General features: G+C 71.7%; 19 protein-coding genes. 12 read left to right on the forward strand and 7 right to left on the reverse strand.

All coding sequences use genetic code 11. The annotated features are described in order from the left end of the window. Positions 1-2 precede the first annotated feature (2 nt). Positions 3-1082, reverse strand: coding sequence for an amidohydrolase family protein (locus tag ABZ490_RS14580; RefSeq protein ID WP_358989132.1), 1080 nt, complete (start codon positions 1080-1082; stop codon positions 3-5). Between the two features lie 159 nt (positions 1083-1241). Here ABZ490_RS14580 and ABZ490_RS14585 point away from each other — a divergent pair, with 159 nt between their 5' ends. The 7 genes from ABZ490_RS14585 to ABZ490_RS14615 are packed head-to-tail and all read left to right on the forward strand — an operon-like array spanning position 1242 to position 8151. Further along, positions 1242-2564: a phenylacetate--CoA ligase family protein gene (locus ABZ490_RS14585; protein ID WP_358989134.1), complete on the forward strand. Its 1323-nt coding sequence runs from the start codon at positions 1242-1244 to the stop codon at positions 2562-2564. Beyond that, a complete protein-coding gene (locus ABZ490_RS14590) occupies positions 2564-3283 on the forward strand; it encodes a hypothetical protein (RefSeq protein WP_358989136.1) in 720 nt (239 codons plus the stop codon). The genes ABZ490_RS14585 and ABZ490_RS14590 overlap by 1 nt, the downstream gene beginning before the upstream one ends. A gap of 14 nt (positions 3284-3297) precedes the next feature. Beyond that, positions 3298-4209 carry an SDR family oxidoreductase gene (locus tag ABZ490_RS14595; RefSeq protein WP_358989138.1) on the forward strand — a complete coding sequence of 304 codons (912 nt, stop codon included), beginning with the start codon at positions 3298-3300 and terminating at the stop codon, positions 4207-4209. Between the two features lies 1 nt (position 4210). After that, a complete protein-coding gene (locus tag ABZ490_RS14600) occupies positions 4211-4654 on the forward strand; it encodes an OB-fold domain-containing protein (RefSeq protein ID WP_358989140.1) in 444 nt (147 codons plus the stop codon). Continuing rightward, positions 4651-5799 (forward strand): thiolase family protein, encoded by a 1149-nt coding sequence (locus ABZ490_RS14605; protein WP_358989142.1) that lies wholly within the window; start codon positions 4651-4653, stop codon positions 5797-5799. Before ABZ490_RS14600 ends, ABZ490_RS14605 begins: the two co-directional genes overlap by 4 nt. Before the next feature lie 16 nt (positions 5800-5815). Continuing rightward, positions 5816-7039, forward strand: coding sequence for an acyl-CoA dehydrogenase family protein (locus ABZ490_RS14610; RefSeq protein ID WP_358989144.1), 1224 nt, complete (start codon positions 5816-5818; stop codon positions 7037-7039). Beyond that, positions 7036-8151 (forward strand): acyl-CoA dehydrogenase family protein, encoded by a 1116-nt coding sequence (locus ABZ490_RS14615; protein WP_358989146.1) that lies wholly within the window; start codon positions 7036-7038, stop codon positions 8149-8151. Before ABZ490_RS14610 ends, ABZ490_RS14615 begins: the two co-directional genes overlap by 4 nt. Positions 8152-8278: 127 nt before the next feature. Here ABZ490_RS14615 and ABZ490_RS14620 read toward each other — a convergent pair whose 3' ends face one another. From ABZ490_RS14620 to ABZ490_RS14645, 6 genes are read right to left on the reverse strand one after another with little or no spacing between them, the layout of a single operon-like run. Then, complete coding sequence (locus ABZ490_RS14620; protein ID WP_358989148.1) at positions 8279-9436, reverse strand: acyl-CoA dehydrogenase family protein; 1158 nt, start codon at positions 9434-9436, stop codon at positions 8279-8281. A gap of 14 nt (positions 9437-9450) precedes the next feature. Beyond that, positions 9451-9969, reverse strand: a complete 519-nt coding sequence (locus ABZ490_RS14625) for a DoxX family protein (RefSeq protein WP_358989150.1) — start codon at positions 9967-9969, stop codon at positions 9451-9453. Continuing rightward, positions 9966-10877, reverse strand: a complete 912-nt coding sequence (locus ABZ490_RS14630) for an SDR family NAD(P)-dependent oxidoreductase (protein ID WP_358989152.1) — start codon at positions 10875-10877, stop codon at positions 9966-9968. Before ABZ490_RS14630 ends, ABZ490_RS14625 begins: the two co-directional genes overlap by 4 nt. 32 nt (positions 10878-10909) lie before the next feature. Continuing rightward, a complete protein-coding gene (locus tag ABZ490_RS14635) occupies positions 10910-12064 on the reverse strand; it encodes a CoA transferase (protein WP_358989154.1) in 1155 nt (384 codons plus the stop codon). Between the two features lie 27 nt (positions 12065-12091). Further along, entirely contained in the window at positions 12092-12862 is a 771-nt protein-coding gene (locus ABZ490_RS14640; protein ID WP_358989156.1) for an enoyl-CoA hydratase/isomerase family protein, read from the reverse strand. A gap of 10 nt (positions 12863-12872) precedes the next feature. Continuing rightward, a complete protein-coding gene (locus ABZ490_RS14645; protein ID WP_358989158.1) occupies positions 12873-13628 on the reverse strand; it encodes a 3-oxoacyl-ACP reductase family protein in 756 nt (251 codons plus the stop codon). Positions 13629-13728: 100 nt separating this feature from the next. Between ABZ490_RS14645 and ABZ490_RS14650 the strand changes: the two genes are divergently transcribed. The 5 genes from ABZ490_RS14650 to ABZ490_RS14670 all read left to right on the forward strand — a co-directional run bounded on the left by ABZ490_RS14650 (position 13729) and on the right by ABZ490_RS14670 (position 19591). Beyond that, positions 13729-14871, forward strand: a complete 1143-nt coding sequence (locus ABZ490_RS14650; RefSeq protein WP_358989159.1) for an acyl-CoA dehydrogenase family protein — start codon at positions 13729-13731, stop codon at positions 14869-14871. Between the two features lie 74 nt (positions 14872-14945). Next, complete coding sequence (locus ABZ490_RS14655) at positions 14946-16436, forward strand: aldehyde dehydrogenase family protein (protein ID WP_358989161.1); 1491 nt, start codon at positions 14946-14948, stop codon at positions 16434-16436. A gap of 25 nt (positions 16437-16461) precedes the next feature. Beyond that, positions 16462-18036: an AMP-binding protein gene (locus ABZ490_RS14660; protein WP_358989163.1), complete on the forward strand. Its 1575-nt coding sequence runs from the start codon at positions 16462-16464 to the stop codon at positions 18034-18036. Next, a complete protein-coding gene (locus ABZ490_RS14665; RefSeq protein WP_358989165.1) occupies positions 18033-19193 on the forward strand; it encodes a thiolase family protein in 1161 nt (386 codons plus the stop codon). Before ABZ490_RS14660 ends, ABZ490_RS14665 begins: the two co-directional genes overlap by 4 nt. Then, positions 19190-19591: an OB-fold domain-containing protein gene (locus ABZ490_RS14670; RefSeq protein ID WP_358989167.1), complete on the forward strand. Its 402-nt coding sequence runs from the start codon at positions 19190-19192 to the stop codon at positions 19589-19591. The genes ABZ490_RS14665 and ABZ490_RS14670 overlap by 4 nt, the downstream gene beginning before the upstream one ends. The last annotated feature ends 1 nt before the right edge of the window (position 19592 follow it).

Genomic DNA, 19592 nt, shown 5'->3' on the forward strand with positions numbered 1-19592 from the left:
GGTCAGACGGCCGCCGCCTGGGGGGTCGGGTCCGGCAGGCCGAAGAGTTCGTTGAAGGTGCCGCGCGTGACACGGTCGCGGACGTCGTCCGGCACTCCGTCGAACAGGTCGTGCAGCGTGGCCTGGGTGTGGCCGTAGGTGCCCTCCAGGTGGGGGTAGTCGTCGCCCCACATCACGTTGCGGTAGCCGGTCGACTCGACGATCTCCACCGAGCTCTTGTCGTGCTGGAAGGACGCGTACACCTGCTGCCGGATGATCTCGCTGGGCAGCCGGCTCAGCTTCGGCCGGACGAACATGCCGTGCTGGCGGTAGGCCTCGTCCATGCGGTCGCCGATGGCCGGCACCCAGCCCGCGCCGCCCTCCGCGATGAGGATCTTCAGGTCCGGGTGCCGGTCGAGGGCGCCTCCCGCGACCAGGTGGGACACCACCCGCATGCCCGGGTAGGTCGTCTCCATGTAGTTGACGACCGCACCGCCGGGCCCGCGGAAGACGACGTTCTGGCCGCCCGTGCCGATGTGGAAACCGAGCACCATGCCCGCCCGCTCGGCCGCGGTCCACAGCGGTTCCCAGCGGTCGAGGGCGTACTCCTCGCCCTCCCGGGTCGAGCAGGGCAGGAAGACGGCCTTGAAGCCCATCTCGGCCGCCCGCTCCAGCTCGGTGACCGCGTCGCCCACGTCCGCCGTCGAGACGCAGGCGGTGGTGATCACGCGCTTGTTCTTGGTGAGGATCTCGTCGTACGCCCAGTCGTTCCAGGCCCGCACGGTCTCCCGGGCCAGCTCCCGGTCGGTGATCGACACGAGCCAGAACCCCATGGAGGGGAAGGCGAGCTGGGACCAGACGCCCTCCTGGTCGAGGTCCTGGAGCCGGACCTTCAGGTCCCAGGCCCCCGGCGGGCGCATGGCGTCCATGAAGTCGCCGAGCTGGCGGTCGATGCGCTCGCCGTCGATGTAGAGCATCTCGTACTTCTCCCCGCGCTCGCTGCGCGGGGCACGGGCGCCGAGCCGCGCGGGCAGCCGCTCGGTCCACACGTCGGCGGGTTCCATCACATGGGAGTCCCCGGAGTTGACCCAGATCTTCGTCATGACGCTCCTCGGCGCAATGGATGTAATCAGTTAGCGATTTTAGTTGTATCGGGCGCCAAAGGGAAGGTGGCCCCCGGCTGCGGATTTGAATCCGTAGAAATAGTTGACTGATTGCGCTGATAGTTGCAAGATCTGGGCACTGAGCCGCGAGGAGGCGCCATGGCCGGTGACAGGGACACCGCTGACAGGTACTTCGAGCCGCAGGTGGAGACCATGCCCCGCGAGGCACTGCGGGCGCGGCAGGAGGAACGGGTCCTGGAGCTCGTCGAGTACGCCTACGCGGGCTCGGCCTTCTACCGCGAGCTGTGGGACGAGCACGGGGTCCACCCGCGGGACGTCCGGTCCCTCGATGACTTCAGGGCACGCGTCCCGTTCATCACCAAGGACATGGTGCGCGCCTACCGGACCCGCACGGGCGACCCGTTCGGCGGTCTGCTGTGCGTGCCGGCCGAGGAGCTGACGTCGGTGTCCTCCAGCTCGGGCACCACCGGCGACCCGGAGTTCTTCGCCGAGATCTGGCAGGACGCGCCACCGCTGGTCACCGCCCAGGTGCGGGACCTGTGGGAACTCGGCCTCCGCCCCGGCGATCGGGTGCTGAGTCCGCCCGGCACCTTCCGCAACCTCATGGACCCCGGCTACCAGGCGCTCGGCGCCGTGGTGATCGAGGTGGACACCTGGATGGGGAAGATGCACGAGGTCGTCGAGGCGCTGCGCGCCTACCGGCCGGCCTATCTGCAGATGATGTATCCGCAGATGGTGGAGCTGGAGCACCTGGCGGAGAGGACGGACCTGAAGGAGGCCTTCTCCTCCCTCAAGGGCGCCTCCTGCGCCGGTCAGCCGCTGAGCCGGCGGATGCGCGAACGCATCCGGAACGACTGGGGCATCGACGTCTACGAGTACACCAGCGCCGCCGACACCGGCACCGCCTGGGAGTGCCGCGAGCACGACGGCTTCCACCTCTGGGAGGACACCGTCTTCGCGGAGTGCGTCGAGGTGACCGAGGACGGCTGGCGTGACGTCCCCGAGGGCGAGCTCGGCGAACTGGTCGCCACCGACCTGGACAACCGGGCCGCGCCGCTGATCCGTTACCGCAGCGAGGACCTGGTCCGCCTGTCCGGCGACACCTGCGGCTGCGGCCGTACCCACGCCCGGATGTGGGTGGCCGGACGACGCGGCGACGAGACGCTGGTGCGGGGACGGTCCGTGGTGCTGCGGGACGTCTGGCAGGCGGTCGAGGACCAGCCGGAGACCGTCGCCGGAGTCTTCCAGATCGTCCGCGACGGCCGCGAGGTCGACGAACTGCGGCTGCGGGTCGGCTACGACCCCTCGCTCACCGGCGACGTCGACACCCTGTCCGGCCGGCTGACCGAGGCCGTGCGCGAACGCACCGGAGTCAAGCCGGTGCTCGACCTGCGCCCCGAGGAGGACCTGTTGAAGACCATGACCAGCGTCGCCAAGTTCCCCCGGGTGGTGAAGAGCTGATGGCCCGCGCCGAAACCCTGGCCCGGGCGAGGGAGCTCGACCGCCCCGAACTCGCCTACGTGGTGCGCTTCTCCGCTGCCGGGGGCACCCGGGAAACCGAACTGACCCGGGCCGAACTCGCCCGGGACACCGACTGGGCCACCGCCCGCCTGCGCGAGCACGGCCTCGCCCCAGGACGGCGGGCCCTGCTCACCGCGTCCGGCTTCGAGGGCTTCTGGGGACACGCCGTGATCGGCGCCCTGCGGGCCCTGAAGGTGACGTACGGCATCGCCGAGGCGATGGGCTGGGACCACCGCCGTACCGCCGTCTTCCACCGCGAACTGCGCCCGCACGCCGTGATCGGCCTGTCCGCGGAGACGTTGGAGGGCCTCGCCGGGGCCGCCGACATCGGCGAGATGTTCCGGGCGACACCGGTCGTCCTGGCCCGGCCCGCCGCCGTACCGGTGCTGCGGGCGGTGGGTGTGTCCGCCTGCCTGTTCTCGCCCGTCGGACCCGCCCTCGCCCTGGAGTGCCCCGAGCGCAGCGGCGCGCATGTCAACGGCGCCGAATGGCGGCTCGGCGACCGCGACGGGGAACTGCTCGTGGCCGCGGGGGAGCAGCGCACGTCGTCCCTGCCCGAGACCCCGCTCGGCATCGCGGGCAGGGTCGTCTCCGGCCGGTGCGGCTGCGGCAGCGAGGACCCGCGCGTGCTGCTCGCCGAGGCCGACCGGCTTTCCTGACCGAGGAGTTGAGGATGTCCGAAGAAGTGGCCGACGGCCGTGTCGTGGTCGTCACCGGAGCCGGCAACGGCATCGGCCGGGCCCATGCCCTGGCCTTCGCCGCGCACGGGGCCAAGGTCGTGGTCAACGACCTCGGCGGCGGGCGCGACGGCGCCGGAGCCTCGGCCGGACCCGCGCAGGCCGTGGTGGACGAGATCGTGGCGGCGGGCGGCGAGGCCGTCGCCAACACCGACGACATCTCCACCTGGGACGGCGCCGGCCATCTGGTCCGGCACGCCGTGGACGCCTACGGCGGCCTGGATGTGCTGGTCAACAACGCCGGCATCCTGCGCGACCGGATGATCGTGTCGATGACCGAGCAGGACTGGGACAGCGTCCTCGCCGTCCATCTCAAGGGCAGTTTCGCCACCCTGCACCACGCGGCCGCGTACTGGCGCGAGCGCGCCAAGGCCGGTCACGCCAACGACGCCCGGGTGATCAACACGACCTCCCCGTCCGGCATCTTCGGCAATCCCGGACAGTCCAACTACGGCTCGGCCAAGGCCGGCATCGCGAGCCTCACGATCATCGCCGCCGCCGAACTCGCCCGCTACGGCGTCACGGTGAACGCCATCGCGCCGACCGCGCTGACCCGGCTGACCGAGGACATCGAGATGATGCGGCAGGCCGCCCAGAACCAGGACCTCACCCCGGAGGCCATCTCACCGCTGGTGGTGTGGCTGGGCTCGGCGGCCTCGCGCGAGGTCACCGGCCGGGTCTTCGGCGTCGCCGGCAACCGCATCACCGTGCTGGAGGGCTGGGTGGGCGGCCCCGGCGTGAGCGCCGAGACCCGCTGGACACCCGAGGAGCTGTCCTCGGTCGTCCCGAACCTCGTCGCCAAGGCCGCGCCCAACGCCGACGCCCTCGGCAACCGGAACGGGGCCTGAGATGACGACGACGCGACGCCCGGTCGCCGAGGACCTGTTCACCTGGCCGGCCGACCCCGACGACCCGCCCCGGCTCATCGGCTCCGAGTGCGCCGACTGCGGCCTGGTGAGCTTCCCGGCCGCCCCGGACTGTGTGCGGTGCGCGAGCACGGAGTCGAAGCGACGCCTGCTCGCCGACCGCGGCACGCTGTGGACGTACACCACCCAGGACTTCCGCCCGCCGTCCCCGCCGTACGACGGCCCCGAGACCTTCGAGCCCTACGCGGTCGGTTACGTCGAACTCCCCGGCGAGCTGCTCGTCGAGGCACGCCTCACCGAACCCGATCCCGGCAAGCTGCGCATCGGGCAGCCCATGCGGCTCACACTCGTGCCCTACACCGTCCAGGGCGACGGCACCGAGGTCGTCACCTTCGCGTTCGCCCCGGCCGAGGAGGAGACACCGTGACCGAGGCCGTCATCATCGGAGTCGGACTCCACCCCTTCGGCCGCTTCCCCGGCAAGCCGGCACTGGACATGGGCGCGGACGCGGTACGGCTCGCACTCGCCGACGCCGGTGTCACCTGGCCGCAGATCCAGGGCGGTTACATCGGCAGCTACGAGGTCGCCAACCCGGACGCCATCGTGGGCCGTCTCGGCCTGACCGGCGTCCCCCTGCGCGGGGTGTTCAACGGCTGCGCCACGGCCGGTACGGCCCTCGCGCTGGCCGCCCGCGCCATCGAGACCGGAGAGCACGACCTGACCGTCGCGATCGGCCTGGACAAGCACCCGCGCGGCGCCTTCGCGGCCGATCCCTCCGTGGCGGGCATCCCCTCCTGGTACGGGCAGACCGGGCTCTTCCTCACCACGCACTTCTTCGGCATGAAGATCAACCGCTATATGCACGAGCACGGCATCTCCCACGCGACGCTGGCCCGCGTGGCCTCGAAGAACTTCCGCAACGCGACCGCGAACGAGAAGGCCTGGCGCCGAACTCCCCTCACCCCGGAGGAAGTTCTCGCCTCACCGGTCCTCAATTACCCCCTCCGTCAGTTCATGTACTGCGGCCCGAACGAGGGCGCGGCGGCACTCGTGCTGTGCCGCGCCGACCAGGCCCACAAGTACACCGGGAAGCCGGTACGGGTCCGCTCCACCGCCCTGCGCAGCCGCCGACTCGGCGCCTTCGAGGTGCAGAGCCCGTCGTTCCCGGTCGGTGAGCCGGTCGACAGCCCGACCGTGGACGCCTCCCGAGCGGCCTACGAGCTGGCGGGCATCGGCCCGGAGGACGTCGACGTCGCTCAGCTGCAGGACACCGACGCCGGGTCCGAGATCATCCACATGGCCGAGAACGGCCTGTGCAAGGACGGCGAACAGGAGCGTCTCGTCGCCGAGGGCGCGACCGAGATCGGCGGCCGGATCCCGGTCAACACCGACGGCGGACTGCTCGGCAACGGGGAACCGATCGGCGCGTCCGGACTGCGCCAGATCCACGAGATCGTCCTCCAACTGCGGGGCACCGCCGGCACCCGGCAGATCCCCGGCACCCCCCGCGTCGGCTACACCCACCTGTACGGCGCGCCGGGCGCGTCGGCGGTGACGATCCTGTCGACCTGACAGCGGAGCGAACGCGATGACATCCGAAGACCCGCAGCATTTCGCCGCAGAGGCGCGCCGCTTCCTCGACGCGCACGCGGCGAAGGCCCCCGACCGGGCCACCGTCGCCTGGGGCGAGGGCGACGACTCGATGGCCTACTTCAGCAGCCTTCCGCCCGAGGAGGAGGCGGAGCAGGTGCGGCGGGCCCGCGCCTGGCAGCGCGTCCGCCACGAGAACGGCTTCGGCTGGATCACCGGCCCGCCCGAGTACGGCGGCCGGGGCCTGACCCCCGTACACGAACTGCTCTACGCGTCCGTCGAGTCGGAGTACGACGTCCCGGACACCGGCGTGCTCGGCGTGGTCGGACTCGGCATGATCGGACCGACGATCCTCGCCCACGCCCAACCGCACCTCAAGGAGCGCTGGTTGCCCGCGATGTACCGCGGGGACGCCATCGCCTGCCAGCTGTTCAGTGAGCCGGGCGCCGGATCCGACCTGGCGAGCGTCGCGACCCGGGCCGTCCGCGAGGGCGACGAGTGGGTGCTGAACGGGCAGAAGGTGTGGACCTCGGTCGCCCACCACAGCCAGATCGGCCTCGCGCTGACCCGGACCGACCCCGACGCCCCCAAACACCGCGGCATCACCGCCTTCCTCGTCCCCATGGACGCCCCGGGCGTCGAGGTGCGGCCGCTCCGACAGATGACCGGCGGCGCGGACTTCAACGAGGTGTTCCTCACCGACGTCCGTATCCCCGACGACCACCGCCTCGGCGAGGTCGACGGCGGCTGGACGGTCGCGCTGACCACGCTGATGAACGAGCGCGACACCGTCGGCAGTGAGGGCACCGGACCGGTCGCCGCCGCCCTCTCCCCGGACCACCTCTCGGCGCTCATGCGCGCGACCTGGACCTGGGACGACCGCGCCCTGCGCGCACGGCTCGCCGAACTCCTCGTCGACGCCATGGCCACCGGCTACCTCAACACCCGCGCCCAGCGCACCCTGCGAGCGGGCACCGCCCCCGGCCCCGAGAGGTCCGTCGCCAAGCTGATGTACGGTCAGAACCTCACCCGCGCCGCCCACTTCGTGTCCGAGTGCCTCGGCCCGCGCATCATCGCCGACACCGGCCGCTGGGGGACGTACTCCTGGGCCGAACTCCTGCTGGCCACACCGGCGTTGCGCATCCTCGGCGGCACCGAGGAGATCATGAAGAACATCCTCGCGGAACGTGTCCTCGGCCTGCCGAAGGAGGCACGCGCATGATCGCCTACGAGAGCGGGCTGAAGGAACTCCGGGCATCCGTACGGGAGTTCATGGAGGCCAAATCACCGGAAGGGGCCGTGCGCAAGCTCATGGACAGCGAGCCGCGCTTCGACCCCGAGGTGTGGACGCAGGCGTCCGACCAGCTACGGCTGCCGGGACTGGCGCTTCCCGAGGAGTACGGCGGCGACGGCTTTGGCCTCGTCGAACTCGGCGTGGTGCTGGAGGAAATGGGTCGCGCCCTGTTCTGTGCGCCCTTCTTCTCCACCGTCCTGCTGGCCGCCCAGGCGCTGCTCGCCTCCGGCGACGAGGGCGCCTGCGCACGCCACCTTCCGGGCATCGCCGCCGGCCGCACCACGGCCACCCTCGCCGTCGCCGAGGACGACGGCTCCTGGGACCCCGCCCTGATCACCGTGCGCGCCCGGCCCGACGGGGACGGCGGATGGCGGCTGACCGGCCGCAAGTGCTTCGTGATCGACGGCACCACGGCGGACCTGGTCCTGGTCGTCGCCCGCACGGTCGCCGGTCCGTCCCTGTTCGCGGTCGACCGGTTGGCGACGGGTCTGTCCGCGGAGCCGCTCACCACCCTGGACGCCACCAGGGCCATGGCCCGGCTGACGTTCGACGCCGTGCCCGCGGTCCTCGTCGGCACGGACGGGGCGGGCGGACGCGTCATGGCCCGGGTCCTGGACGTGGCGTCGGTGGGGCTGGCCGCCGAGCAGGCGGGCGGGGCGCGCCGGTGCCTGGAGACGAGCGTGGAGTACGCCCGCACCCGGCACCAGTTCGGCCGGCCGATCGGTTCCTTCCAGGCCGTCAAGCACAAGTGCGCGGACATGCTGGTCCAGGTCGAACTCGCCGAGGCCGCGTCACGGGAGGCCGCGCTGCTGGCAGCCGAGGGCTCCGCCGACTTCCCCGTGGCCTCGGCGGTCGCCCACGCGAGCTGCTCCAAGGCGTACATGGTCGCCGCCATGGAGAACATCCAGGTCCACGGCGGCATCGGTTTCACCTGGGAGCACCCGGCGCATCTGTACTTCCGGCGCGCGAAGTCCTCCCAACTGCTCTTCGGCGGACCGGCGATCTACCACGAACGCCTGCTGGACCGGCTCGGCATCTGACGACCGAGCCGTCGAGAGGGCCCCGGGGCTTCGGACGTCCCCGGGGCCTTCTGGACGAATCCCGGTCCCGCGTGGGTGCGCGCACAGCTCTCCCGTACCGCGTGACCGCGAGGCCACGACGTCGGGCTCAGCCGCGCGCCGCCTCGCCCAGCAGCGCCTTCGCGATGATGACCTGCTGGATCTGGCTGGTGCCCTCGTAGATGCGGAACAGGCGCGCGTCGCGGTAGAAGCGCTCGACGGCGACGCCCCGCATGTAGCCCGCGCCGCCGTGGATCTGCACGGCGCGGTCGGCGACCCGCCAGACCATCTCGCTGGCGAAGTACTTCGCGCAGGACGGGCCGATCTTGGTGTCGGTTCCCGCGTCGAAGGCGGTCGCCGCCTCCAGGACCGTGGCCCGGCCGGCGTAGTAGTCGGTCTGCGAGTCGGCGATGAGGCCCTGGACGAGCTGGAAGGAGCCGATGAGCCGTCCGGACTGTCTGCGGGTGCTCGCGTACGCGACCGACTCGTCGACCAGGCGCTCGGCCATGCCGACCATCAGCGCCGAGATGTGGACGCGTCCGTGCGCGATGCAGCCCATGGCTGTGGAGAAGCCCCGGTTCAGCCCCGCCTCACCGCCGACCAGCGCGGAGGCCGGGACCCGTACGTCGTCGAAGTACACGTCCGCCGTCCAGGCGCCGAACTGGCCCATCTTGTGGTCCCGGGCGCCCACCGTCAGACCCGGCGTGCCGGCGGGGACGAGGAAGGTGGAGATGCCCCGGGTGCGCGGGGCGTCGGGGTCGGTGCGGGCGAAGACCATGAAGACGTCGGCGAGCGGGGCGTTGGTGATGTACCGCTTGGCGCCGTTGATCACCCAGGTGCCCCCGTCGAGGTGGGCGCGCGTGGTCAGCGTCGACGGGTCGGACCCGGCCTCGGGTTCGGTGAGCGCGAACGACGCCAGGGCGTCGCCGGAGGCGATCCGCGGCAGCCACTCCGCCTTCTGTTCCTCCGTGCCGCCGACCATCAGGACGTGCCCGGCGATGCCGTTGTTCGTCCCGAACATGGAGCGCAACGACGGTGTGGTGTAGCCCAGTTCGAACATCAGGCGGGCCTCTTCGTGCATCGACAGACCCAGCCCGCCGTACTCCTCGGGCAGCGCGAAGCCGAACAGTCCCATCTTCTTCGCCGCCTCACGGATGTCCGCGGGCATCTCGTCCTTCTCGTCGATCTCCGCTTCGAGCGGCACGACGCGTTCCCGGACGAAACGCCGGACCTCGGACAGCACCGCGCTGAAGTCAGCCGCGTCCATGTCGACTCCCTTACCTAGTGATCCGTTTGTGTCTCGTCCGGCTTCCGCGGTGGCCGGTAGCAGGCGGCCAGCAGGGCCGCCGCGCTCGCCGTGCCGAGTCCGGCGGCGAGCAACGCCGGTCCCGCTCCCGCCCGTTCGCGGTGCAGCAGTCCGTCGAGGGAGTACCGGCCGTGACCGAGTGCCGCCAGGGCGACGGCCGCGCCGCCCACGACACCGACGTACTCCCAGCCGCCCTTGAAGACGAAGAAGCCCTTGCCGCGGTGGTCGGTCCGGGCCGCCACGGTCATCAGACCGACGGCCGCCGCGGCGGGCAGGGGGCCCGCCGCGCCGAGGGTGATGCCGACGCCCGCCGCCATCTCGGTCCCGGCCGCCATCCGGGCGTGCACGGCGGCCGGCCGGAGACCGAGCGCCTCGAACCAGCCCGTCGTGCCCTCCAGCCCGCCCGGCCCCGAGACCTTGTTCCAGCCGTGGGCGAAGAGCATGGGGCCGAGGGTGGCCCTCAGTGCGAGCGCGGCCGCATCGTGGCCTTTCACTGGCCCGCCCCGGTGGCCCGGCCGGCGGGTGCGACACCGTACAATTGAGGTACGGCGTCGACGAGTTCGTCGTACGTGAGGGCCTGCCCCGACCGGCTGGGGTGGACCGCGGCGACGGTCCAGCCCGTCAGCCGGTTCAGCCGGGCGCCCTCGATGCGCAGGACCTGGCCGGTCAGCCAGGCCGCGCTGTCGGAGGCGAGGTAGACGACGACCCCGGAGGCGTTGGCGGGATCGCGCGGGTCGAAGGCGTCGGTGGCCCGCAGGGACGCGCCGACGTCGAGTCCGTCCGTCATCCGGGTGGCCGCGATGGGCGAGATGGCGTTCGCGGTGACGCCGTACTTGCGCATCTCCAAGGCCGTGAGGACCGTCAGCCCGGCTATCCCGGCCTTCGCGGCACCGTAGTTGGACTGCCCCTGGTTGCCGAACAGGCCCGTGCCGGACGTGGTGTTGATGACACGGCCGGTGACGCGCTCACCGCGCTTGGACGCCTCGCGCCAGTATGCGCACGCGTGCCGGGTGAGGGCGAAGGTGCCCTTCAGATGCACCGCGATCACCGAGTCGAACTCGGCCTCGGTCATCGAGAACAGCATCCGGTCGCGCACGATGCCCGCGTTGTTGACGACGACGTCCAGCCGGCCGAACTCCGCGACCGTGTCCGCCACCATCGCCTCGGTGGCCGCCCAGTCGGTGACCGAGGCGTGGTTGGCGACCGCCCGGCCACCGAGCTTGGTGATCTCCGCGACCACGTCGTCGGCGGGGGAGTCCCCGGTCCGCTCGCCGTGCACGCCCGAGCCGAGGTCGTTGACCACCACGGTCGCCCCGGCCTCGGCGAGTGCCAGACAGTGCGCCCGGCCCAGCCCCCGGCCACCGCCGGTCACGATGGCGACCTTGTCGTCGAGGATGCCCACGCCGTACCTCCAAGAAGAGCAGATGTGTCGGTTCAGTCGAGTTCGCGCAGTACGTCGTCGGTGTGCTCGCCGAGCGTCGGCGCGCCGGTGCGCGGCTTATCGTCCACGCCCCAGAAGCGCACCGGGGTCGCCACCGTGCGCAGGGGCGGCGCGTCGCCCATGCCGGGCTGCTCGACGAACGCCCCCACGGCCTCCGCCTGCGGGTCCGCGGACACCTCGGCGAGGGTCTGCACGGGCGCCCACCACACGCCCTCGGCGTCGAACCGCGCCGCCCACTCCTCCAGCGGCCGTTCGGCGAACTCCTCGTCGAACACGGCGATCAGCTCCCGTACATGGCCTCGTCGGGCCTTGCCGGTGGCGAACCGTTCGTCGTCCGACAGGTCCTCGCGGCCGAGCGCCCTGACCACGCCGGGCCAGTGCCGGCCGCCCTCGAGACCGACCAGCCAGAACCAGCGGTCGTCGGCGGCCCGGTAGCAGTTGTAGAGCGGCGACTCGTGCTCGGTGCGGGGACGGGTGCGCCCGCGCCTGCCGAAGAAGTTCTGCAGGGCGAGGTCGTTGCCGTTCGCGTACGTCCCGGACCGCAGCAGCGACACGTCCACCACGCCGCCCTCGCCGGTGCGTTCGCGGCGCAGCAGCGCGGCCAGCACACCGGCGACCAGGTTGGCGGCGGCCGTACGGTCGCCGAGGCCGGGGCGGATGCCGGGCGGCGGCTCGCCGGCCGGGTTGAGCATGGCGGCGATGCCGGGCCGGGCCCAGAACGCGGAGACGTCGTAACCGGCCCGGTCGCGCTCGGCGCCCGCCCAGCCGTAGCCCGTCAGCGTGCCGACGACCAGACGGGGATGGCGCTCCCGCAGCTCGTCCGGGTCCAGCCCCAGTCGCTCCAGGGCGCCGGGCCGGAGGTTGGTGACGAAGACGTCGGCGCGTTCCAGCAGCCGCGCCAGGACCTGCCTGCCGTCCTCGGAACGCAGGTCGAGGACGATGCCGCGCTTGCCGCGGTTGTCGGTCTCGAACGGGGGCGCGCTGTCGATGTCCTGGCCGACGTGCCGCAGCGTGTACCGGTTGGGGTCGCCGGTGGGTGCCTCCACCTTGATCACGTCGGCGCCCCAGTCGGCCAGCATGGTGGCGGCGGCCGGCGCGGCCACCCACATGCCCAGTTCGACGACGGAAATGCCTTCCAGTGGCCGCACGGCCCACCTCCAGGTGTGTCGGTATGCCTACACGCCGCGGAAATCGCCGGGCCGGCGCTCGCGGAACGCCTTGAGCCCCTCGGCGCGGTCCTCGGTGCAGAACAGCACCGAGACGGTCTCGCGCTCATAGGCGATCGCCGTCTCGAGGCTCATGGCGAGCCCCTGGTCGATCAGCCGCTTGCCCGCGGCGAGCGCGAGCGGGGCCCCGGCCGTCAGATCACCGGCCAGTCTCTCGGCGGCGGCGAGCGCTCCGCCGGGTTCGGCCAGCTCGTTGACCAGCCCCAGCTGCCAGGCGCGCTCCGCGTCGATCGGTTCCCCGGTGAGGATCATCTGCTTGGCGATCGCCGGTGGCAGCAGACGCGGGAGCCGCTGCGTGCCACCCGCACCCGGCAGGACGCCCAGCTTCATCTCGGGCAGCCCCAGGCGCGTCCCGCGCTCGGCCACCCGCAGGTCGCAGGCGAGCGCCAGTTCCAGGCCGCCGCCGAAGGCGAACCCGTGGACGGCCGCGATCGACGGCTTGGGGAAGTCCTCCAGGAGCGCGAACGCTTCCGTCAGCCGCCCCACGAAGGCCCGGAACTGCCCGGGGGAGGTGAACGACTCGATCTCGCCGAGGTCGGCACCGGCCGAGAAGGCGCGGCCCGCTCCGGCCACCACCAGGGCGCGTACGTCGTCGTTGTCGCGTATCCCGTCGAGTGCGCGACTGAGCCGGTCCACCGTCTCCGAGCCGACGGCGTTGAGCCGTTCCGGCCGGTCCAGTGTCAACACGGCGATCCTGTCGCGGAGTTCGACACGCAGCACGGACGTCACCTCAGACCATCGTCAGGCCGCCGCTGACCGAGAGCGTCTGCCCGGTCATGTAGGCGGCGTCGTCGGACGCGAGGAAGGCCACCACGCCGGCGATCTCGGCGGGCTGGGCGACGCGGCGCAGCGGGATGGCCTGCACGGTCGCGTCGTACATCTTCCGGCTGTACTCGGCGACCTGCCCGAGCAGCGCGGTGTCGGTGGGTCCGGGGCAGACGCTGTTGACGGTGATGCCGTGCCGGGCGACCTCGCGGGCCAGGGCCTTGCCGAAGGCGATGACACCGCCCTTCGTCGCGGAGTACACGACCTCGCCCGAGGAGCCGACCCGGCCGGCGTCCGAGGCGATGTGCACGATCCGGCCGCCGCCGCGCTCGATCATCGGGTCGAGCACCGCGCGGGTCATGGTGATCGTCCCGCGCAGGTTGACGGCGATGATCCGGTCCCAGGTCTCCTCGTCGCTGTCGACGAACCGGCCGATGACGTCGACGGCCGCGTTGTTCACCAGTACGTCCACCGGGCCGAGTTCGGCAGCCACCCGCTCCACGGCCGCATACACGGCCGAGCGGTCGGAGATGTCCGCGCCGACACCCGCCGCACGTACCCCGTACCGCTCCGTGAGCCGCGCCGCCACCTTGTCCGCGGCCTCGGGGTCCAGATCGCAGACGGCGACCGCGGCTCCCGCGTCGGCGAGCCGGTCGGCGATCGCCTCGCCGATGCCGCGTCCCGCTCCGGTGACGAGCGCCACCTTGTCCCGTACGCTCACGCGCCCTCCCTGTCCCGGCACCAAAAACAGCGCTATCGTATAACTACTTCAGCTGAATAAGCGAGATGCAGAGTATGTGAGACGCAGGAGTGGAGTCGAGATGCGCCGTACGATCTTCGCCGAGGAGCACGACCTGTTCCGCGAGACCGCCCGCTCCTACTACCTGCGGGAATGCGTCCCGTACAGTGCGGAGTGGGAGCGCGAGGGGCAGGTCGGCCGTGCCGCGTGGGCGGCGGCGGGCAAGGCCGGACTGATCGGCTGGGAGTTCCCGGAGGAGTACGGCGGGCAGGGCGTCCGCGACTTCCGCTACAACGCCATCATGGCGGAGGAGATGGCCGCCACCGGAGCCGTCGGCATCGGACTCGGCCTGCAGAACGACGTCGTCCCGCCCTATCTGATGAACCTCACCACCCCGGAGCAGAAGGCCCGCTGGCTGCCCGGAGTGATCGCCGGCGAGACCATCTGCGCGCTCGCCCTGTCCGAGCCCGCCGCCGGGTCCGACCTCAAGGGCATCCGCACCACCGCCCGCCGGGACGGCGACGAGTGGGTGATCGACGGCTCCAAGACCTTCATCACCAACGGCATCCTGGCCGACCTCGTCATCGTCGCCTGCAAGACCGACCCGGCGGCCGGGCACAAGGGCATCAGCCTGATCGTCGTCGAGCGCGGCGCCGAGGGCTTCGAGCGCGGACGCAAGCTCGACAAGGTCGGGATGAAGGCCCAGGACACCGCCGAACTCTTCTTCCACGAGGTGCGCGTCCCCGCCGGGAACCTGATCGGGCAGGAGGGGCGCGGTTTCTACCACATGATGGGCAACCTCCCCACCGAGCGGCTCGCCATCGCCGTCGCCGCGCTCGCCTCCGCGCAGCGGGCCTTCGACGTGACCCTGGAGTACGCCAGGACCCGCACCGCCTTCGGCCGGCCGATCGGCGAGTTCCAGGCCAACCGGTTCGCCCTCGCGGACATCAAGGCGAGGCTCGCCGCCGCCCGGGTCTATGTCGACGGCTGCATCATGGCGCTGATCCAGGGCGAGTTGACGGCCGAGGAGGCCGCCGCGGCCAAGTACTGGACCACGGAGACCGGCTGGGCGGTCATCGACCGCTGTATGCAGCTCTTCGGCGGCTACGGCTACGTCAACGAGTACGAGATCGCCCGCATCTGGCGCGACAGCCGGGTGCAAAGGGTGTTCGGCGGCACCTCGGAGATCATGCAGGAGATCGTCGGCCGCTCGCTGGGACTGTGACATCGACCGTGACATTGACTGCTACCGATAAATAGGTTAGCTATTTAAGCGAAGTGTACGGACAGGAGGCAATCATGGTCACCGTCGACGTAGCACTGCACCGCCGGCGGGCCGCGCAGGTTCTGCCGCGCCCACGCCTTGTCATCGGCGGCAAGGAGCTGTCCGACACGAGCGGCGGACTCTACGCGCACGTCAACCCGGCGACCGGTCTCGTCCAGGCCGAGATCCCGCTCGCGGGCCCCGGCGAGGTGGACCGGGCCGTCGCCGCGGCCCGGACCGCGTTCGAGGTCTGGGGCGGTATGCGGCCGGCCGAGCGGCGCCGTCTGCTCACCCGCTTCGCCCAGCTGATCCGCGAGCACATCCCTGACTTCGCGGCGATCAGCCCGCTGGAGAACGGCGTGTGCGTCGGCGGCTGGGCCGAGAACGTCGGAACGCACCTCGCCGAGTGGACCGCGTACTACGCCGGCTGGGCCGACAAGATCGAGGGCATCGTCGGCGCGGCCTACAGCCCGCACGAGAACGTCGAGTACACCCTGGCCGAGCCGTACGGAGTGATCGGCCACATCATCACCTGGAACTCTCCGGCGCTGTCCCTGGCGATGAAGATCCCGCCGGCGCTCGCCGCCGGCAACACCGTGGTGATCAAACCGGCCGAGTCCACTCCGTTCTCCGCGCTGCTCTTCGCCGACCTGGCCCGCGAGGCGGGCATCCCCGACGGCGTGATCAACGTCGTCACCGGCCTCGGCGACGCCGGATCGGCCCTGGTCACCCACCCCGGCGTGGACAAGATCTCCTTCACCGGCGGCCCCGCCACCGCGCGCCGCATCATGGCCGACGCGGCGCTCAGCCTCAAGCCCGTCGTGTTCGAACTGGGCGGCAAGTCCGCCAACCTGCTCTTCGCCGACACCGACCTCGACACCGTGGTGCCGTACTGCGCGGCCTTCGCCATGAGCAACACGGGCCAGGGCTGCGCACTGCCCACCCGTCTGCTGGTGGAGCGACCGATCTACGACGAGGTGGTCGCCCGGGTCACCGGGGTCGTCGCCCACCTCCCCGTGGGCGACCCGCTCGACCCGACGACCTACATCGGGCCCCTGATCGACGAAGCCGCCCGCGACCGCGTCCAGGGCGTGATCGACAAGGCGGTGGAGGACGGCGCGGGACGGCTGGTGTACGGCGGTGAACGCATCGACGCCGACGGCTGGTTCGTCTCCCCGACGGTCTTCGCCGACGTCGACAACAGGAGCGACCTCGCCCAGCGGGAGATCTTCGGCCCGGTCCTCGCCCTCACCCCGTTCGACACGGAGGACGAGGCCGTCGCCCTCGCCAACGACACCGAGTACGGCCTGTCCGCCTACGTCCAGTCCCGCGACATCGCCCGCGTGAACCGCCTGGTGCCGCGCCTGAAGGCCGGCACGGTGTACGTCAACCCCGGCCCGAATCCGATCACCTCGCCGGCCACGCCCTTCGGAGGCGTCGGCCTCAGCGGGTTCGGACGGGAGGGCGGCAGGGCCGGACTGGAGGAGTTCATCCACGTCAAGGGCGTCGGCGTCGGCCGCGTCTGACGAGATCCCACAGGAGCGAACCACCGTGAATCCCGCCCGCCGTCTGACGTTCGGCGACCTCATCCGCGAGCACCGCAGGTCCTACCCCGATGGCGTCGCCCTCGTCGACGGCGACATCCGGCTGACCTGGCCCGAGCTCGACGAGCGCACCAACCGCCTGGCCAACGCCCTCACGGAGGCGGGCGTCGGCCCCGGCGACCGCATCCTGTGGCTGGGCCAGAACTCCTTCCGCATCTGGGAACTCTTGGGCGCCGCGGCGAAGACCGGTGCCATGGTCTGCCCCGGCTACTGGCGCTGGGCGGCGCCCGAGATGGCCTTCGCCGTCGAGGACTTCGCCCCCCGGGTCGTGGTCTGGCAGGACGAGGAGATCGGCGACACCGTCGGCAAGACCCGGGCCGAACTCGGGACCGACCACCGGGCCTTGTGGCTGCGGCACGACACCGAGGGCCCCGACTCGTACGAGTCCTTCCTGGCCGCCGGTTCGCCCGAGGACCCGGCCGTCGACGTGGACCCCGACGCGGCGCTGCTCGTCATCTACACCGCGGCGATCTCCGGACGCCAGTCCGGCTCGATGCTCTCGCACCGCAACCTCCTCGCCATGGGCGCGAGCGCCGCCTGGATGGGGGACATCGGCAGGGAGACCGCCTTCCTCGGCGCCGGGCCCATGTTCCACATCGGCAACTACCAGTTCTGGGGAGTGCCGGCCTTCGTCCACGGCGGAAAGAACGTCATCGCGCGTCGGGTCGTCGCCGAGGAGCTGCTGCCGCTGCTGGCCGCCGAGAAGTGCACCCACGCCTATCTGATGCCGCCGACCATCGCCCAACTCGTCGCGCTGAACCGCGAGGCCGGACACGACCTCTCCCATCTGCGGGCGAGCGTCGCCGCCCCCCTGTGGCAGGGCACCGTGCCCACCGACACCAGCCGCTTCACCCGCAACGGCGGCGGCGAGGGCCGCGGTTACGGACAGACCGAGGTGACCGGCTTCGCCGTCACCGGCGCATACGGCGGCACCGGCACCGGCAACGCGGGACGCCCCGGCCCCGGCACCGCCGCACGCGTCCTCGACAGCACCGGTGCGGAGTGCGCGACCGGGGCGGCCGGTGAGATCTGTGTCCGCGGTGACCTCGTGCACCTCGGCTACTGGAACCGGTCCGAGATCAACGAGGAACGCTTCCGCTTCGGCTGGTGGCACACCACCGACCTCGGCCGCCGCGAGGCCGACGGCACGATCAGCTTCCTCGGCACGACCACCCGCATGCTGAAGTCGGCTGCCGAGAACATCTTCCCCGCCGAGGTGGAGAACTGCATCGAGTCCCATCCGGCGGTGAAGGAGGCCGCCGTGATCGGCGTGCCCAACGAGCGCTGGGCGCAGGACGTCAAGGCCGTCGTCGTGCTGCACGCCGACGCCGGGCCGGTCACCGCGGAGGACGTCGTCGAGCACTGCCGGGCGCGGATCGCCTCGTACAAGAAGCCCAAGACGGTCGAGTTCGTCGACGCGCTGCCCCGCACGAAGGACTTCGCGAAGGACTACGAGGCGCTCGACGAGCGCTTCGGCGGCGGCGGTTACCCGGGCGGCGACACGCTCGGCGCGGGACGATGAACCCCGCGGACCGCCGTCTGCCGGTCGTCGTCGGCGTGTACGCCACCGAACAGGCGCTGTCCCTCCCGGACCGGGACGCCATGGACCTCGCACTCGAAGCGGTGAGCGGCGCGGTCGCCGATGCCGGGCTGGCGCCGTCGGACGTCGACGGCGCCCAGGTCGACTGGCCCGGCCCCGGCGGAGTGCCCGGCGAGGGCAGCTCCTGGGCGCGCCTGCTCGGCCGGGACCTGCGCTGGACCAGCGACTCGATGCTCGACAACGCCGGCTCGCGCGGCCTGCTGAAGGCGGCGGCGGCCGTGCGGGCGGGGTTCGCCGACACCGTCGTGGTCGGCGGCTGCAAGCTGGTCTCGCGGGGGAGCGGCCCCGTCGGAGCCGGGGTGGCGCTGGAGTTCGCCTACGTGTGGGGCAGCTATGTCGTCGCCCAGTTCGCCCTGGTGGCCGCCCGGCACATGCACGAGTACGGCACGACCTCCCGCCAGCTCGCCGAGGTCGCCGCCGCCATCCGCAACAACGGCACCACCAACCCGGAGGCGATGATGTACGGACGCGGCCCGTACACCGCCGACGACGTGCTCGCCTCCCGGATGGTGGCCACGCCCTTCCATCTGCTGGACTGCTGCATCGTCGGCGAGGGCGGCGCGGCGCTCGTCGTGACCACCGCCGAGCGGGCCCGTGACCTGCCGCGCCCGCCCGTCGCCGTCCTCGGCGGCGGCATGCAGTACCACCAGGCCGCGTACGCCAACCCGGCGCTGTACCGGGAGGTCGGCGGACTCGGGCGGGAGGCCGCCGAGCGCGCCTACGCGATGGCCGGCATCGGCCCGCACGACGTGGACGTGTTCTCCCTCTACGACCCCAACTCCTTCGAGATCATCCGCCAGTTGGAGATCCTCGGTCTGTGCGGCGAAGGCGAGGGCGGTCCGATGGCCGCGAGCGGCGCCATCGCCGTCGGCGGCAAGCATCCGGTCAACCCGGACGGCGGCTGTCTGGCCTACGCCTGGAACGGCACCCAGCAGATGACCCTCAAAGTCGTCGAAGCGGTACGGCAGTTGCGCGGCACGGCCGTGCACCAGGTCGAGGGCGCCGAGCTGGCGGTCGTCGGCAACGCCGGCTCGGGGGCGCAGCATTACGAGATGAGCGTGCTGGGGAGGATGCGATGAGCCGGCCTGTACCCGTCCCGACGCAGCTGTCCCGGCCGTTCTGGGACGCGGCCCGGCGCGGCGAGCTGGTCGTCCCGCACTGCCCGACCTGCGGCCTGCGCTTCTTCGTCCCCGAACCCGCCTGCCCCGGCTGCATGGCACGCGACTGGCGGTACGCGCCCAGCGTGGGCCGCGGAACCGTCTACTCGGTGACCGTCGTACACCGGGCCCCCGGCCCCGGCTTCGCCACCCCGTTCGCGCTGGCCGTGGTCGACCTCGACGACGGGGCCGCCCTGCTGGCGCAGGTGGACGCGGGTGACCCAAAGGACGTCGTCATCGGGCTGCGCGTCCGTGTGGACTTCCGCGCTCTCACCGACGACATCACGTTGCCGTACTTCGTACCGGAGACAACTCACTGAG

Origin of the sequence: Streptomyces sp. NPDC005811, from assembly GCF_040630405.1 — a bacterium.
In the GTDB taxonomy this organism is placed as follows: domain Bacteria; phylum Actinomycetota; class Actinomycetes; order Streptomycetales; family Streptomycetaceae; genus Streptomyces.